Source organism: Streptomyces sp. NPDC008139 (assembly GCF_042957025.1).
In the GTDB taxonomy this organism is placed as follows: Bacteria; Actinomycetota; Actinomycetes; order Streptomycetales; family Streptomycetaceae; genus Actinacidiphila.
The window spans coordinates 322,679-336,850 of record NZ_JBIBHM010000005.1; the positions used below are offsets into that span (position 1 = coordinate 322,679).

The window sequence follows — 14,172 nt, forward strand, 5'->3', positions numbered from 1 at the left end:
TTGACATCGGCCTGCGGGCTGTCGCCGGACAGGAGCGCGGCAGTCTCTCCCCACGCAACCGATTTCGAAGAAGCACGGCGGCTCGACGGGGGCAGTGACGTGAGGACCAGAGAACGTTCCGCTGCGGGCGGCGGCAGTAACAGCCGTCAGTCCGGATCCGCGCCCATGCATGGGGCGCCGATGGGCGGAGAGCGGCTGCCGACAGTGTCGCGGGAGCGCAAACCCGCGCTGGCCGCACTGGCCGTGCTGCTCATTCTCGTCGGCGCGCTCGGCGCCACCGTGATGGTCATGCGCGCGGGGAACAAGATCTCGGTCGTGAAGATCGACCAGGACATCCCGGTCGGGGACCGGATTCCCACCTCCGCGCTCCGCGAGGTCATGGTCTCCGACGACTCCGGGGTCAACTTCGTGCTGTGGAAGCAGCGCGGCGACCTGGAGAAGAACTACCGGGCGTCCACGAACATCGTCAAAGGCTCCGTCCTGGTCAAGGAGATGGTGACGAACAGCAGCGCCCTCCCGGCCGGGAAGTCGCTGGTCGGACTCTCCCTCAAGCAGGGCGTGTTCCCCGACGGTCTCGCCAACGGCCACACCGTCGCCGCGTATCTGGTGGGGAACGACGCGGCCAAGGGGCAGAACGGCTCCTCGGGCGACAGCGGCGGAGCGAGCGCCAACACGCTGATCAGCGACAGCCTGATCATCAAGTCCGTGAAGTCCGACTCCTCCGGGCTCGGTGGCGGCGACACCCTGGTCACCGTGATCGCCGACTCCTCGGTCGCGGGCAAACTCACCCTCGCCGCCGCGGCGAACGAAGTGGCGCTCGTGCTCATGCCCGACAGCAAGAACTGAGCGAGCGGGCGAATACGTCATGGCACTGATCGCAATCGCCGCGGACAAGGGCTCACCAGGCGTCACCACCAGCGCCGTCGCGCTCGCCGCCGTATGGCCGCGCCGTGTCCTGCTGGCGGAGGCCGACCCGGCGGGCGGCGACCTCGTCTACCGCTCGCCCGCCGCGCACGGCGGCATGCTCGACCCCAACACCGGCCTGCTCTCGCTGGCCGCCACCGCCCGACGCGGCCTGGCCGCCGAGCAGTTGTGGGACCACGCCCAGCCGCTGGCCGGCGGACTCGACGTCCTCGTCGGCATCGGCAGCGCCGAACAGGCCGCCGGCCTGTCCGGACTGTGGCCGATGCTCGGCCAGGCCTTCGCCACGCTCGGCGAGTCGCCCAACGGCGCCGCTGACGTGATCGCCGACTGCGGCCGGATCGGCGCCGACTCGCCCACCCTCGACCTTTTCTCGCACGCCGCCCTCGTCCTCCTGGTGGCCCGCACCGAACCCGAACACCTCGCGCGGGTACGGGACAGGGCCGGTGCGCTGTCGGCCAAACTGCACGGCTCGCAGCGCGGCGCCGCCGCCGCGCTCGGCTACCCGCCGATCGGCATCGTGCTCATCACCGACCCCAGCCACAGCGCCCGACAGGCCAGCCAGGTCAACGAGATGCTGGTGGCCTCGCAGATCTCCGCGCGGGTCGTCGGCACCCTCGCCCACGACACGGCGGGCGCCGACACCCTCAACGGCCGTCGCCGGGGCCGCCTGGACAAGTCCCTGCTGATCCGCTCGGCCCGGCAGATCACCGCCGACGTACCGCACCGGTACGGAGTGCTCCGATGAGCACCGTCGACCACCAGTTGGTCAAGCGGTTCCGGCAGGAGGCGGGCGACCGCATCTCGGAACAGCGCCGACTGGACCAGGTGACCGGCGAACCCGCCATGTCACCCGAGGACGAGCGGCAGTTCGCGCGGGCGATCATCGCGCAGATCCTGGAGGACTACGCCCGCGCCGAGATCAACCTCGGCCGCACCCCGCCCGACGCGCAGGCCGAGGAGGCATACGCGGCAGCCGTGCACGCCGCGCTCTTCGGCGTCGGCAGGCTCCAGCCGCTGCTCGACGACACCGAGGTCGAAAACATCGACATCAACGGCTGCGACCAGGTCTTCGTCGGCTACTCCGACGGCCGCGAGCTCCAGGTCGAGCCGGTCGCCGAGTCCGACGAGGAACTCATCGAGCTGATCCAGGTGCTCGGCGCGTACTCCGGCCTGTCCTCGCGCCCCTTCGACTCCGCGAACCCGCAACTCGACCTGCGGCTCCCGGACGGCTCCCGGCTCTCCGCAGTCATGGACGTCACGCGCCGCCCCGCGCTGTCCATCCGCCGTGCCCGCCTCGGCAAGGTCTTCCTCTCCGACCTGGTCGGCAACTACACGCTCACACCGGAGTTGGGCTCCTTCCTGTCGGCCGCCGTCCTCGCCCGTAAGAACGTGATGATCGCCGGCGCCACCAACGCCGGAAAGACGACGCTGCTGCGCGCGCTGGCCAACGTCATCCCGCCGCACGAGCGCCTGATCACCGTCGAGCGCGCGCTGGAACTCGGCCTCGACCAGTTCCCCGAGATCCACCCCAACGTCGTGGCGTTCGAGGAGCGGCTGCCCAACTCCGAAGGCCAGGGTGCCATTTCGATGGCCGAGCTGGTCCGCCGCTCGCTGCGCATGAACCCCTCGCGCGTCATCGTCGGTGAGGTACTCGGCGACGAGATCGTCACCATGCTCAACGCGATGTCACAGGGCAACGACGGCTCCCTGTCCACCATTCACGCCAACAGCTCCGCCGAGGTCTTCAACCGCATCTCCACCTACGCCCTCCAGGCACGCGAGCGGCTGCCGGTCGAGGCGTCGCAGATGCTGGTGGCGGGCGCCATCGACTTCGTCGTCTTCGTACAGCGACGCAACGACTTCCAGCGCGGCGGCACCCTGCGCCGTATGGTCACCTCCGTCCGTGAGGTGAACGGCGTGGACGGCCGCGTACTGTCCAGCGAGGTGTTCGCCGAGGGGCGGGAGGGCGTGGCACTGCCGCACGCCCCGATCTCCTGCCTCGATGAACTCCTCGCCAACGGCTACCAGCCCACGGGGGTGTGGCGGTAATGACCGGGATCTTCTCCCTGTCCGTGCTCTACGGACTGCTCGCCGGAGCCGCCGTCGGCGGCGGTATCGCGCTGTTCGTCCTCGCGATGCGCGGCTGGGCGCCCAAGCCCGGTGCGACAGCGCCGGGTGAGTCGTCCGGCGACAAAGCGGCGGAGTTCATGCGCTTCCTGTCGCAGCGCGGCTCGCTCGCCATCGTCGCGGGACTCGTCGTCCTCGGCCTGACCCGCTGGGCCGTCCTCGGTGTCTCCACCGCCGTGCTGGTCTTCACCTGGGACAAGCTCTTCGGCGGCGCGGCGGAGGAACGCGCCGCGATGAAGCGCGTCGAAGCCCTGGCGGCCTGGACCGAGTCGCTGCGCGACACCATCGCGGGCGCCGTCGGCCTCGAACAGGCCATACCCGCCTCGGCCCGCGCCGCCGCACCCGCACTGCGCGGCCACCTGTCGTCGCTCGTCGACCGCCTCAGGTCGCGCACCCCGCTGCCGGAAGCGCTCCAGCACCTCGCCGACGAGATCAACGACGCGTCGGCCGACATCATCATCGCCGCGCTCATCCTCAACGCCCGCCTGCGCGGACCCGGTCTGCGCGAAGTGCTCGGCGCGCTCGCCAAGTCGGCCCGCGAGGAAGTGGACATGCGGCAGCGCGTGATGGCACAGCGCGCGAGCACCCGGCGCAGTGTGCAGATCGTCGTCGTGGTGTCCGTGGCCTTCGTGCTGGGCCTGGCCATCTTCAACCGCAGCTTCGTCGAGCCGTACGGCACGGCGATCGGCCAGGCCGTACTCACCTTGGTGTGCGCCCTGTTCGCGGCCGGATTCTGGTGGCTGCGGAAGCTGTCGAACATCGAGACGCCGGACCGGTTCCTGGTCCATGAGCCGGAGCGGATCTCGGCCGCCGACCGCATCGGCGTGCCGCCGGGCCACGGCGCCCACGCACAGGCGACCCCCGGCCAGCCGCTGCCGGGTCACGGAGCGCCGGGGCGCGCCGCACCCGGCCACGCGGCGGCACCGGGCCACGGCGGAGTGCCCGGCCACGGCGGCGTACCGGGCCAGGCCATCCCGGGTCAGGGGGCGGCACGATGAACAACATCCTCTTCACCTGCCTGGTCGGCGCGGCCGTCGGCCTCGGCGTCTTCGTCCTCATCCGGGCGCTCATGCCCGGCAAGCGCAGCGCCGTGCACACGGTGGCGCAGATCGACGCGATGCGCGCCGCGGGCCCGGTCAGCAGCGGACCGGCGCACTCCGCACCGACCGACTTCAAGGGCCGCGTCGGCCAGCGGGTCGCGAACTTCTACCTCCAGCAGGGCTGGGAGCAGCGCTCGCTCCGCGCCGACCTCGCCGTGCTCGACCGGAGCTGGGAGAACTTCCTGGCCACGAAGATCATCCTGGCCGCGGCCGGTGTGATCTTCGGGCCGTTCCTCTTCGCCGTGATCTGGCAGCTCGGCATGGGCAGCAACCCCGTGATCCCGGTCTGGATGGCCCTGATCTGCGGCGGCGTCTTCTTCCTCCTGCCGGACTTCGAAGTGCGCCGTGACGCCGCCGACAAGCGCAAGGACCTGCGCCGGGTCATCGGCGCCTACCTCGACCTGGTGTCCATGAACCTCGCGGGCGGCCGTGGTCTGCCCGAGGCCCTGATGGCCGCCGCCGAGATCAGCGACGGCTGGGCCCTGACCCGTATCCGCAACTGCCTGGCCGATGCCCGGATCACCGGCACCAGCCAGTGGGTGGCCCTCGGCAGACTCGGCGACGAGCTGGGCGTCGAGGAGTTGAGGGACCTGTCCGTCACACTCGGCCTGGTGGCCGACGACGGCGCGAAGGTCCGCGAGTCGCTCGCCTCGCGCGCCGAGACGATGCGGCACCGGGAACTCGCCGAGATCGAGGGATCCGCGGGCGAGAAGTCCCAGTCCATGCTCGTCGCGCAACTCCTGCTGTGCGCGGGCTTCCTGGTCTTCCTGATCTTTCCCGCCGCGATGCGCGTGTTCCAGGTCTGACCACCAACGTCTCTGAGCACCACTGTCTCCGATCGTCACCGTCCCTCCTGAGCACCACTGTCATCGAAACGCCGAGCGTCGAGTCGAGAGGACTTGAACCATGAACCGCTTGCCCAAGGTCAGCCATCCGGCTGTCGACTTCCTTCTCACCTTCCTCAAGGGGCGCGTCGAGCGCGCCCGTTCCGAGGGCCTGTCCCGCGGTGCCTCCGCAGTCGAGTGGGTGATCATCTCCGCGGTGGTCGTCACCGTCGTCGGCGTGGTCGCCGTCATCATCAACGGCGCGCTCAAGGGCAAGGCCTCGGACGTCGGCAACTGCATCTCGAACACCACGGACAGCAAGACCTGCTGAGGCCGGGGACCGATATCCGTGATGGAACGACGAAGCGACGCGCTGCACCACGCCGTACGCCGCAGGCTGGACGCCGCCAGCGGCGACAGCGGCGTGGGCAGCCGTACGAGCACGAGAGCGGTAAGCGGCGCGGGGGCGCCTACCGGCGATGACCGCGGGATGACCGCGATCGAGTTCGTCTTCCTCACCCCGGTCCTGTTCTTCATGATCTTCGCGACGGTGCAGTTCGGTCTGTACTCCTTCGCCGACCATGTCGCGCAGGCGGCCGCGCACGCCGGTGCCCGCAAGGCGCGGGCGGAGGCCGACGCGGATCCCGGCGGCTGGTCGGGCAAGGCGACAAGCGCGGCCGAGGACCGTATCGACCAACTCGGACCGAATCTGCTGGACGGCCGCAAGGTGACGTCCTTGCAGCCGGACGCGGCCACGGTCGGCGTGCGCGTCACGGCCGACGTACCGACCATCTTCCCCGGCTTCCACTTCAAGGTGAACGAGAGTTCCCAGGGGCCGGTGGAGCGCTTCGTACCGGACAACGGGGGCTGATCCGATGCGTACCCGACTGCGAACCGCACTGCGCACCAGACGGGTGGGCGAGCGGGCCGACCGAGGGCTGTCCACCATCGAGGTGGTGATCCTCGCCCCGATCATGATCCTGTTCATCCTGATCCTGGTCGCCTTCGGCCAACTCGTCGACGGCCGGGGCGCGGTGGACGGCGCCGCCAGGGACGCCGCTCGCGCGGGGTCGATCCAGCGCAGTCGGGGCGTCGCCATGTCCGAGGCGATCGCGGCGGCCCAGGCGGACCTCGGCGACACCTGCGTGGCCGGCACCTTGTCGGTGAAACAGACCAGCCCGGGTTTCGAGGCCGACACCCTCTTCAGGGTCGAGGTGAGCTGCACCATCCGCGGCCTCGCCTCGCTCGGGCTCAAGATCAACAAGACGATCACGTCGACGGCGGCCTCACCGCTCGACCCGTACCGACGGGCGGAGTGACCGATGCACGCGACACGGCACGTCGTACGGCGCCTCGTAGGACTGGCGGCACGGAGGGTGGTACGCCGCCCCGACCGCGGCTCCGGCACCGCCGCGATGCTCATCTTCGCCGTGGTGTTCATGGCGCTCGCCGCCTTCGTCGTCGACGGCGGACTGTCGATCTCCAAGCGCGAGCGCGCCGCCGACATAGCCGAGCAGGCGGCCCGTTACGCGGCCCAGGACATCGACGTCGAGGCGCTGCGCAACGCCCCCGCGGGCACCCAGCCCGTGATCAACACCGGGGCCTGCACCGGCAGGGTCAGAACCTTCGCTGAGCAGTCGGGGCTGAGCCCGGCCGACGTGACCGCCTCCTACTGCACCTCCGCCCTGCCCAACCGGGTGGAGGTGACCGTCCAGCTCACGTATCAGCCCATGCTCACCGGTTTCTTCTACGACCACAACATCGTCGTCCACGGTACGGCGGCGGCCGAGTCCGTCACGGGACCGGCCAACTAGTCGGCCACCAGCAGCTCTTAGCAGCAGTCGTTCAGCAGCAGTCGTATAGCACCAGTCGTTCAGCCGAAGCACCAGTCGTATAGCAACAGCCGTTCAGCCGAAGCACCAGCCGCTCCAACCGAAGGCAGAGGAAGCAGCCATGGCACGCACGACCGCCACGGGACGTAACCGTACGCAGCAGGGTGGGGCGGCGGCGCGCCCGCCGCGCAGGCACCGTACGTTCGGCGACTTCGTGCGCGCGCTCGGCGCGTTCCTGGCGCTCGCCGTGCTCGTGGTGGGTGTGCCGGGCGCGCTCCTGTACTTCATCGGGTCGCCGTTCCCGCACCACTTCGACTCCGACCTGGTGCAACAGCCGATCACCAGCGAGACGTTCGTCAACACGCTGGCCGTGATCGTATGGCTGGCCTGGGCGCAGTTCACGGCGTGCGTGCTGGTCGAGACCAAGGCGGCGGTCTCCGGCGTGGGCATGCCGAGCCGAGTGCCGGGCTCGGGCCCGAGCCAGTTGCTGGCACGGCAGTTGATCGCGGCGCTGCTGCTCGTCGGCGTGAGCACGGCGGGCCTCGTCCCCGGTCTGTCCCAGCTCGGTCAGGGCAACCAGCACGAGAGCCAGGCGCGGCCGGGCGTGGCCGCCACCGCGCAGCAGACCCCCGGCCAGCAGCACCAGGCACGTACCGTCAGCGCCGCCGTGCCGCATCAGCAGGCCGCCCAGCACGCGGCGGGATCGCATCAGAGCGCGGGTCAGTCGGCGCAGAAGGACACCAAGTTCTACCGGATCCAGCCGCCCGAGGGCCGGCACCACGACTCGCTGTGGGAGATCGCGCAGCGCCACCTCGGCGACGGACGCAGGTACAACGAGATCTACCAGCTCAACAAGGACCGCGTGCAGCCGGACGGCTCCAAGCTGTCGCAGGCCAGCCTCATCCGGCCCGGCTGGGTCATGGAGATGCCCTCCGACGCGCACGGCGGCGACCTCGTGGAGATGCCCGTCGCGGCCACCCATGTCGCGCCCGACGTGCAGCATTACGCCGAGCACGGCGGCGCCAAGGACACCACGGCCGAGGGCGCGCACGCCTCCGCCCAGCACGCGGCGGCCGAGCAGGGCGGCGACGGGACCGGCGCCCAGGGCGGCGGATCGGGCGGTTCCGGCTCCACCGACAGCGCGTCCGCCGAGACCGGCCCCGGCGGTACGGGCACGGGCGGTACGGGCGGGTCCGGCGGTCGCCACGCGGCCGTCACCACCCCGGCCCACGCCGAGACGGCCCCCGAGCACGGGCCCACCGCCGCCTTCACCGCGAACTCCTCCCACTCGCACGGCTTCGACCTGTCCGAAGCCCTGATCGCCGCCCCGCTGCTGGCCGCGGGCCTGCTCGCCGCGCTCGGCCGCCGCCGTCGTACGGCCCTGTGGCAATCGGTCACCGCGGGCGGCCTGCGCACGCCGCGCACCCCCACCGGGCCGCAGGCCGACGCCGCCGACGCGCTGCGCGTGGGCGCCGACCAGGACACCGTCGCCTTCCTCGACCGCGCGCTGCGCGCGCTGTCCGGCCGCCTGGACGCCGAGGGCCTCAAGCTCCCGACCGTCTACGCCGCTTGGCTCACCGACGAGGCCCTGCACCTGCAACTGGCCTGGCCCGAGGGCCAGCCGCCGGCCCCCTGGCAGCTCGGCCAGGACCAGACCTTCTGGCGGCTCGACCGCGCCGACCTCACCGAGGACGCGGACGTGTCGGCGGCGGCCCCGTACCCCGGCCTGGTCGCGCTCGGCACACTCGACGGCGCGCGGCTGCTGCTCAACCTCGAAGCGGTGCCCGGCATCGTCTCGCTGTCCGGAGCCGCCGCCGACCGCGAGGCCGTACTGGCCTCCGTCGCCTCGGAGCTGGCCACCAACGGCTGGTCGGACCGGATGACCGTCACCCTCGTCGGCTTCGCCGAGGACCTCACGGCCCTCGCCCCCGCCCGCGTCCGGCACCTCGCCGACGTGCCCGAGGTCATCGAGACGATGTCCGCGGAGACCGCGCAGCGGGCGGGCGCCCTGCGTACGGCGGGCCAGGACAGCGTCCTCACCGGCCGCACCGGCCGCGCCCAGCACACCCAATGGGCACCGCACCTCGTCCTGCTCGCCGCCGAGCCCACCGAGGAGGAGGCGAACCGGCTGGCCGAACTCGCCTCCGACGCGGGCCGGCTCGGCATCGGCTACCTCGTCGCCTCCAGTCGTCCCGACATGCCGGGCGCCGCCTGGGAGCTGGAGATCACCTCCGCGGGACGGCTGCTCGCCCCGCTGCTCGGCCTCGACCTCGAAGCGCAGGTGCTGCCCGCCGACCAGTACCAGGCCGTGCTGCGGCTGTTCGCCGAGGCAGGCGGCGAGGAGGGCCCCGGATCGGGCCCCGACGCCCCGCCGTTCATGGTGGACCTCTCCGACCAGGGACGGCCTGGCGTGTACGCGCGCCTGCTCGGCTCCTTCGAACTCGTCGGCGTCGACGAGCCGTCCGCCGAGCGCAGCCAGCTCCTCCACGAGGCCCTGGCCCTGCTCCTCCTGCACCGGGAAGGCGTCCACCCCCGCGTCATGGCCTCCGCGCTCTGGCCGCGCGGCGTCACCGAGGACGTACGCGACGCCCTCGTCGAGCGCCTCCGCGACTGGCTCGGCACCGACCCCGGCGGCATCGCCCGGCTCACCATCGACGACACCGGCCGGATCGTCCTCGCGTCCTCCGTCGTCTCCGACTGGGACGTCCTCCAGACCCTCCACCACGAGGCCACCGAGGGCAGCGCCGCCTCCGACCCCACCGCCCGCCGCCGCCTGCTCACCCAGGCCCTCTCGCTGGCCCGCGGCCCGCTCCTCCAGGACCGCACCGCTGGCCGCTACGGCTGGCTCTCCCACGAGATAGTCGACGCCCAACACCCCGTCCTCGTCGCCGAGATCGCCCTCGCGCTCTCCGCCCTCCACCTCGACGCGGCCAAGCCGAAGGCGGCCGTCGCGGCCATCGAGACGGCCCTCGTCGTCTCCCCCAACGACGAGCGCCTCTGGCTCGAACTCCTCCGCGCCACCCAGGCCACGGGCGACCCCGCCCGCCTCCAGGCCGCCGCCAACTCCCTCATCGCCCGCAGCGACTCCCTCAACGGCCCCAGCCGCGGCCTCCCGCCCCGCGTCGAAGCCCTCCTGGACGAGCTGCTCCCCGAATGGCGCGGCAGCATCGCCAACTGACCCCCGGAAGGCTCTGCCTTACGCGCCGCGCGCCGTCAAATCCGATTCACCCGTAACCCCGAGGCGGATCGGGGTCGTTGTCAGTCCGTAGGTAACGGCATATGACGGCGACAACGAGGGTGGTCGGGGTACGAGGATGGCGGACCTCAAGGTGACGGATCAGGTGCTCGCCGATTCGGAGCGGCTGTTGACGAAGCTGCACTTCGAATTCAAGAGCATCAAGGCCCATCGGGACGACCTGCACCACATCTGGGGGTCGGGCGCGGTGGCGGGGGCGATGGACGCGTTCGTCAACAACTGGGCCTGGTACCGCAAGAAGCTCATCGGCGGCATCGAGTCCGTCGGCGGACTCGTCGGCGCGGCCCGCGAGACGTTCAAGCAGACCGACGAACACCTCGCCAAGAGCGGCTGACCCCCGTGGCGACCACCACCAAGCCGCGCCCGCGCGACTGGCACCCCCTCACCGACACCGATCCCACCCCCGGCGACCCCGAGTCCATCCGCGACGAGGTCGCCCACATGAAGCACCTCGCGGGCATGCTCAGAGCCGAGGCCGCCGACCTCAAGGTCATCGGCACCGGCGACGGTCTCAAAGGCCGCTACGCCACCAAACTCCGCGACGAAGCCCGCGAACTGGAAGACCACCTCCGCGAGACCGCCGGCCGCTACGAACGCGTCCACGGCCATCTCACCGCCTGGGCCGCCGAATTGGAGGCCATCCAGTCCGACGCCGACCGCATCCTGCGAGGCGCGCGCGCCGACGCCGAGACGGCTCCCCCTGAGGACGCCGAATCCGCCTCCGAATCCGCCTCCGCCTCCGCCTCGGGCTCGGGCTCGGGCTCCGGTTCCGGTTCCGGCGACGACCCGCTCGCCAGGCACCGCCGCTCCCTGACCAGGGTCGAGGCCCACCGCGACGAGCGGGCGGCGCACTACGCGGCGCGTATCCGGCACGAGATCAACGACGAGATCAAGGACAGTTGGTGGGAGCGGCGCAAGAACGAGATTGACGGGGTAAAGGGGGCGATTTCGCTTGTCGCGGATGTGATGAGCTGGGTCGCCACGGTCATCGCCCTGGTGGCGATCGTGATGACTCCAGCGGGCTGGGTCGCGGCCCTCGCGATGTGGCTCGCGATCGGCGTTTTCGCCGCGCACCTGCTGCTCGCCTCCGCCGGTGACTGTTCCTGGCTGGACGTCGGCATGGACATCTTCGGCCTCCTCACCATGGGCGTCGGCACGATCGCCCTCAACAATCTCCGAGGCGTCCAGATCGCCACGAAGCTCGCCGCGGAGGCCGCAGCCGAGGAGCGGGCCGCCGCCACCGCCACCCGCGCCTCCCGGTCGGTCCTCGACCGGACCTCCGCCACCGTCAACCGTCGCGGTACCACCAACGCTGCCCGGGCCACGGCCCGCCACGAGCGCAACATCGCCAAGGCGGCGGCCAAGCGCGCGGGCCGCGCCGCCGCTGCGGGCGAGGCCGCCACCCCAGTGGCCGAGGCCACCCAGCGCGAAGCGGTGCTTCTCGGCGGCGACCGCGAGACGGCGAATCTCTACAAGGACGTGGTCCGGATGCGGGCCGCGTATCCGGAGAGTGGCGCTGTGAAGCGGGCGAGCCAGGGTGCCGAGAGGCACCGACGGCTGTTTCAAGGAGCTTGGGGAGCTGCCACCGCGGCCGATGGCGTCGACAAGATCGTGGGCGATAGCGATGCGATTCCGCAGAAACCTGCTTATGGGCCCTACGGAGACTTCAAGGACCGGTACACGCGGGAGGTCGGAACCACGTGGTAAGCGCACGGCAGCAGACGGCGGCTCACGACTTGCTCCGGGAACAGGGGTGTTCTCTGTGAGCGACACGACGAATGCTTCCTTGCTCGCGCGCAGCGACAAGTTGGTCCGTTGGGGCGCGGTGGTGCCGTTCGGTGGGCTCTGCCTGATTTCCGTCACAGCTCGCCTGACCGATCTGAGCCGGACCGTCTTCGTCGCGGAGATGCTGAGTTTGTCCTGCGCAGGACAGCTCCTGGTGTGGCTAGGAATGCACGGGCTGCGGCGTAGTCGAGGCTGGGATTCCGGGGTGCTCTTCTACGTGTGGCTCGGCGGATTGATGAACGCCTTGGCGGTCGCGTCGACCGGCATCGTCTACCTCGCCCCCATCCCCCTCTTGGCTCCAGCCACCGCCTGGCTCGCCAAAGTGCGGCTGCGCCGCAAACCCCCGGCGGAGGCGGCCCGGTGACCGCCGCGACCCTCCCCGTCGGGTACACCCTCGTGCTGCCCCCGGGCTGGGCCCGGATCCCTCTGCGCGCGGGCACCGCGACGGCGTTGGACGAGAAGGTGTTTCGGGGGATCGAGCGGATTCCGGCGGGGGTGCCGAGGGATGAGGGGATGGCGTTTCGGGCGGAGGTGCGCCGGAGGGTGGAGGGGATGGCGCGGGAGGCGAGGGCGGGGGGTGGGCTGGATCTGTATGTGCCGGTGAAGGCGCGGGCGGGGCTGGTGGTGGGGGCGTCGTTCGTGGTCGCCGAGGTGGCGGGGGAGTGGGCGGGGGAGGAGACGGGGGCGGAGGCCGTGTTGGGGCGGCTGGTGGGGGAGGAGCGGGGCGGGGCGCCGGGGGAAGTGCGGGAGGTCGCGGGGACGTTGGGCGTGCGGTGGGAGTACGTGGAGCCGCCGGCGCACCGCGAGAGTGAACCGGTGGAGACGTATGCGCGGCATGTCGACTACGTCGTCCCCGTGCCGAGGCAGGGCGCGGGGCGGTGGCTCGCGGTGGCGTTCTCGACGGTGGGGGACGGGGATCCGGGCAGCGAATTCACCAGGGCGCTGGCCGAGTTGTTCGACGCGCTGATGACGACGTTCCGTTGGAGCTACGCGTGAGCGGGAGCCGGCTGGACGTCCGGCGGGTGGACGGTTCGCGGTGGGTGTGGGTGCCGCCGGAATGGCCGGTGCCGGGGAGCGAGGGGGAGTTCCCGGACGCCGCCGCGTACGCGCGGGTGATCGCCGAGGCGCACTGGGAGGACAGCGCCTTGACGCCGGGCCCCGGCGAGGTGCGGGAGTTGGCCGAGGCGCTGACGTACGGGATGGAGCGGTATCCGCGCGTCTATCCGGGGTACGGGCTGCACTTCCACCTGGACGGCCCGCGCGGGAATCCGCTGGCCGTGTACTGGGCGGAGTTCGACATCGAGGGTGAACTGCCCCGCGAATTGCGGGAGCTCACCCACGCGGACGCGGAGTACGCCGTGGAGCCGCCGATCGTGGAGGACTTCGGCAGCGAGCACTTGGGCACCGGGATCCGCGTGATGCGCTACTTCGTCGACCCGGACGACAACGGCATCACCATCGGCCTTCGTTACGCGTGGCGCGTGCCCGAGCACGGTGCGGACGTGCTGCTGATGACGGCGGCGCCCGATCCGGGGCGGGTGCTCCGGGCGATGGACGACATCGACGCCTTCGCGCGTGCCCTGCACTTCGGCCCCTGACGTCACCGGCTACGCGCTCCGCGCCCGTAGCGCCGTCTTCTTGGCCTGGTTGCCGCACACGTCCATGGAGCACCAACGCCGCGTCCCCGGACGGGACTGGTCGAGGAAGACGGCGCCGCAGGTCGGAGAGGCGCAGGGGCGCAGGCGCGGAAGCAGTTCGGGGGTGGCGGCGAGGTCGAGGGCGTCGCGGGCGATCAGGGCGAGGGTCGCGGTGAGGGGGTCGTCCGCGTGCCACTGGAGGTCGCCGGAGGGGGCGAGGCGGGGGGCGGGGACGGCGTGGGCGGCGGCGCGGTTGAGCCGGGTGCGGGCGGTGTCGTCGAGGCCGGAGCCGGGGGCCGCGCCGGGTTCCCTGCCGGGATCCATGGCGGCGCTGACCAGCGCGTGGACCGCCTCACGCAAGGCGCGGGCCTCGCGGAGCCGGGCGGGTGTGGGCGGGGTGACGGGTACGTCGGAGCAGGGGCCGCACTGCCGTACCCAGGCGATCAGCGCCTCCGGATCGGCCAGCTCCTCGGTGACCGCGGGCGTGCCCCGGTAGCGCAGTGTCCGCAGGTAATCGAGGCACAGCCGCCCGGCGCCCTCGCGGAAACGCGGCTGAGTACGGCCGCCGTCGAGGGCCGGGGCGTAGGCGTCGATGCCGTTCGCGGTCATACGGCCCACTCTACCGGGGAACCGGTTTAACTGGTACCTTCGGAACTGGTTAAACCGGTTTCCACTTCGACGAGGTAT

Annotated in this window: 16 protein-coding genes; 15 read left to right on the plus strand and 1 reads right to left on the minus strand. The window is 71.4% G+C overall.

All coding sequences use genetic code 11. The features are described 5' to 3' along the window. The first annotated feature begins 180 nt into the window (after nt 1–180). The 15 genes from ACFZBB_RS12740 (at nt 181) to ACFZBB_RS12810 (ending at nt 13,446) form a co-directional block, all read left to right on the plus strand. On the plus strand, nt 181–846 hold the full coding sequence (locus ACFZBB_RS12740; protein WP_391120623.1) for a hypothetical protein: 666 nt from the start codon (nt 181–183) through the stop codon (nt 844–846). A 19-nt stretch (nt 847–865) separates the two neighbouring features. After that, nucleotides 866–1,669 carry a hypothetical protein gene (locus ACFZBB_RS12745; protein WP_391120626.1) on the plus strand — a complete coding sequence of 268 codons (804 nt, stop codon included), beginning with the start codon at nt 866–868 and terminating at the stop codon, nt 1,667–1,669. After that, nucleotides 1,666–2,973, plus strand: coding sequence for an ATPase, T2SS/T4P/T4SS family (locus ACFZBB_RS12750; protein WP_391120629.1), 1,308 nt, complete (start codon nt 1,666–1,668; stop codon nt 2,971–2,973). Before ACFZBB_RS12745 ends, ACFZBB_RS12750 begins: the two co-directional genes overlap by 4 nt. Next, nucleotides 2,973–4,049 (plus strand): type II secretion system F family protein, encoded by a 1,077-nt coding sequence (locus tag ACFZBB_RS12755; RefSeq protein WP_391120632.1) that lies wholly within the window; start codon nt 2,973–2,975, stop codon nt 4,047–4,049. The genes ACFZBB_RS12750 and ACFZBB_RS12755 overlap by 1 nt, the downstream gene beginning before the upstream one ends. Further along, complete coding sequence (locus tag ACFZBB_RS12760) at nt 4,046–4,957, plus strand: type II secretion system F family protein (protein WP_391120635.1); 912 nt, start codon at nt 4,046–4,048, stop codon at nt 4,955–4,957. Before ACFZBB_RS12755 ends, ACFZBB_RS12760 begins: the two co-directional genes overlap by 4 nt. 100 nt (nt 4,958–5,057) lie before the next feature. Further along, nucleotides 5,058–5,306 carry a hypothetical protein gene (locus ACFZBB_RS12765; RefSeq protein WP_355337495.1) on the plus strand — a complete coding sequence of 83 codons (249 nt, stop codon included), beginning with the start codon at nt 5,058–5,060 and terminating at the stop codon, nt 5,304–5,306. 159 nt (nt 5,307–5,465) lie between these two features. After that, nucleotides 5,466–5,846, plus strand: coding sequence for a TadE/TadG family type IV pilus assembly protein (locus ACFZBB_RS12770; protein ID WP_391121104.1), 381 nt, complete (start codon nt 5,466–5,468; stop codon nt 5,844–5,846). Between the two features lie 4 nt (nt 5,847–5,850). Beyond that, nucleotides 5,851–6,294 (plus strand): TadE/TadG family type IV pilus assembly protein, encoded by a 444-nt coding sequence (locus ACFZBB_RS12775; RefSeq protein WP_391120639.1) that lies wholly within the window; start codon nt 5,851–5,853, stop codon nt 6,292–6,294. A gap of 3 nt (nt 6,295–6,297) precedes the next feature. Further along, the gene (locus ACFZBB_RS12780; protein ID WP_391120642.1) at nt 6,298–6,789 is read left to right on the plus strand and encodes a pilus assembly protein TadG-related protein; all 492 of its coding nucleotides are present in this window, start codon (nt 6,298–6,300) and stop codon (nt 6,787–6,789) included. Nucleotides 6,790–6,928: 139 nt separating this feature from the next. Beyond that, the gene (locus ACFZBB_RS12785; RefSeq protein WP_391120645.1) at nt 6,929–9,985 is read left to right on the plus strand and encodes a BTAD domain-containing putative transcriptional regulator; all 3,057 of its coding nucleotides are present in this window, start codon (nt 6,929–6,931) and stop codon (nt 9,983–9,985) included. Nucleotides 9,986–10,121: 136 nt separating this feature from the next. Continuing rightward, on the plus strand, nt 10,122–10,397 hold the full coding sequence (locus ACFZBB_RS12790) for a hypothetical protein (RefSeq protein ID WP_391120648.1): 276 nt from the start codon (nt 10,122–10,124) through the stop codon (nt 10,395–10,397). Between the two features lie 5 nt (nt 10,398–10,402). Beyond that, a complete protein-coding gene (locus ACFZBB_RS12795; RefSeq protein ID WP_391120651.1) occupies nt 10,403–11,770 on the plus strand; it encodes a hypothetical protein in 1,368 nt (455 codons plus the stop codon). A gap of 55 nt (nt 11,771–11,825) precedes the next feature. After that, the gene (locus ACFZBB_RS12800; RefSeq protein ID WP_391120655.1) at nt 11,826–12,212 is read left to right on the plus strand and encodes a hypothetical protein; all 387 of its coding nucleotides are present in this window, start codon (nt 11,826–11,828) and stop codon (nt 12,210–12,212) included. Next, on the plus strand, nt 12,209–12,844 hold the full coding sequence (locus ACFZBB_RS12805) for a hypothetical protein (protein ID WP_391120658.1): 636 nt from the start codon (nt 12,209–12,211) through the stop codon (nt 12,842–12,844). The genes ACFZBB_RS12800 and ACFZBB_RS12805 overlap by 4 nt, the downstream gene beginning before the upstream one ends. Next, entirely contained in the window at nt 12,841–13,446 is a 606-nt protein-coding gene (locus ACFZBB_RS12810; RefSeq protein WP_391120661.1) for a hypothetical protein, read from the plus strand. Before ACFZBB_RS12805 ends, ACFZBB_RS12810 begins: the two co-directional genes overlap by 4 nt. A 9-nt stretch (nt 13,447–13,455) precedes the next feature. On the opposite strand, the gene ACFZBB_RS12815 is transcribed toward ACFZBB_RS12810, so the two are convergent. Next, nucleotides 13,456–14,094, minus strand: coding sequence for an ABATE domain-containing protein (locus ACFZBB_RS12815; protein WP_391120665.1), 639 nt, complete (start codon nt 14,092–14,094; stop codon nt 13,456–13,458). Nucleotides 14,095–14,172 lie beyond the last annotated feature (78 nt).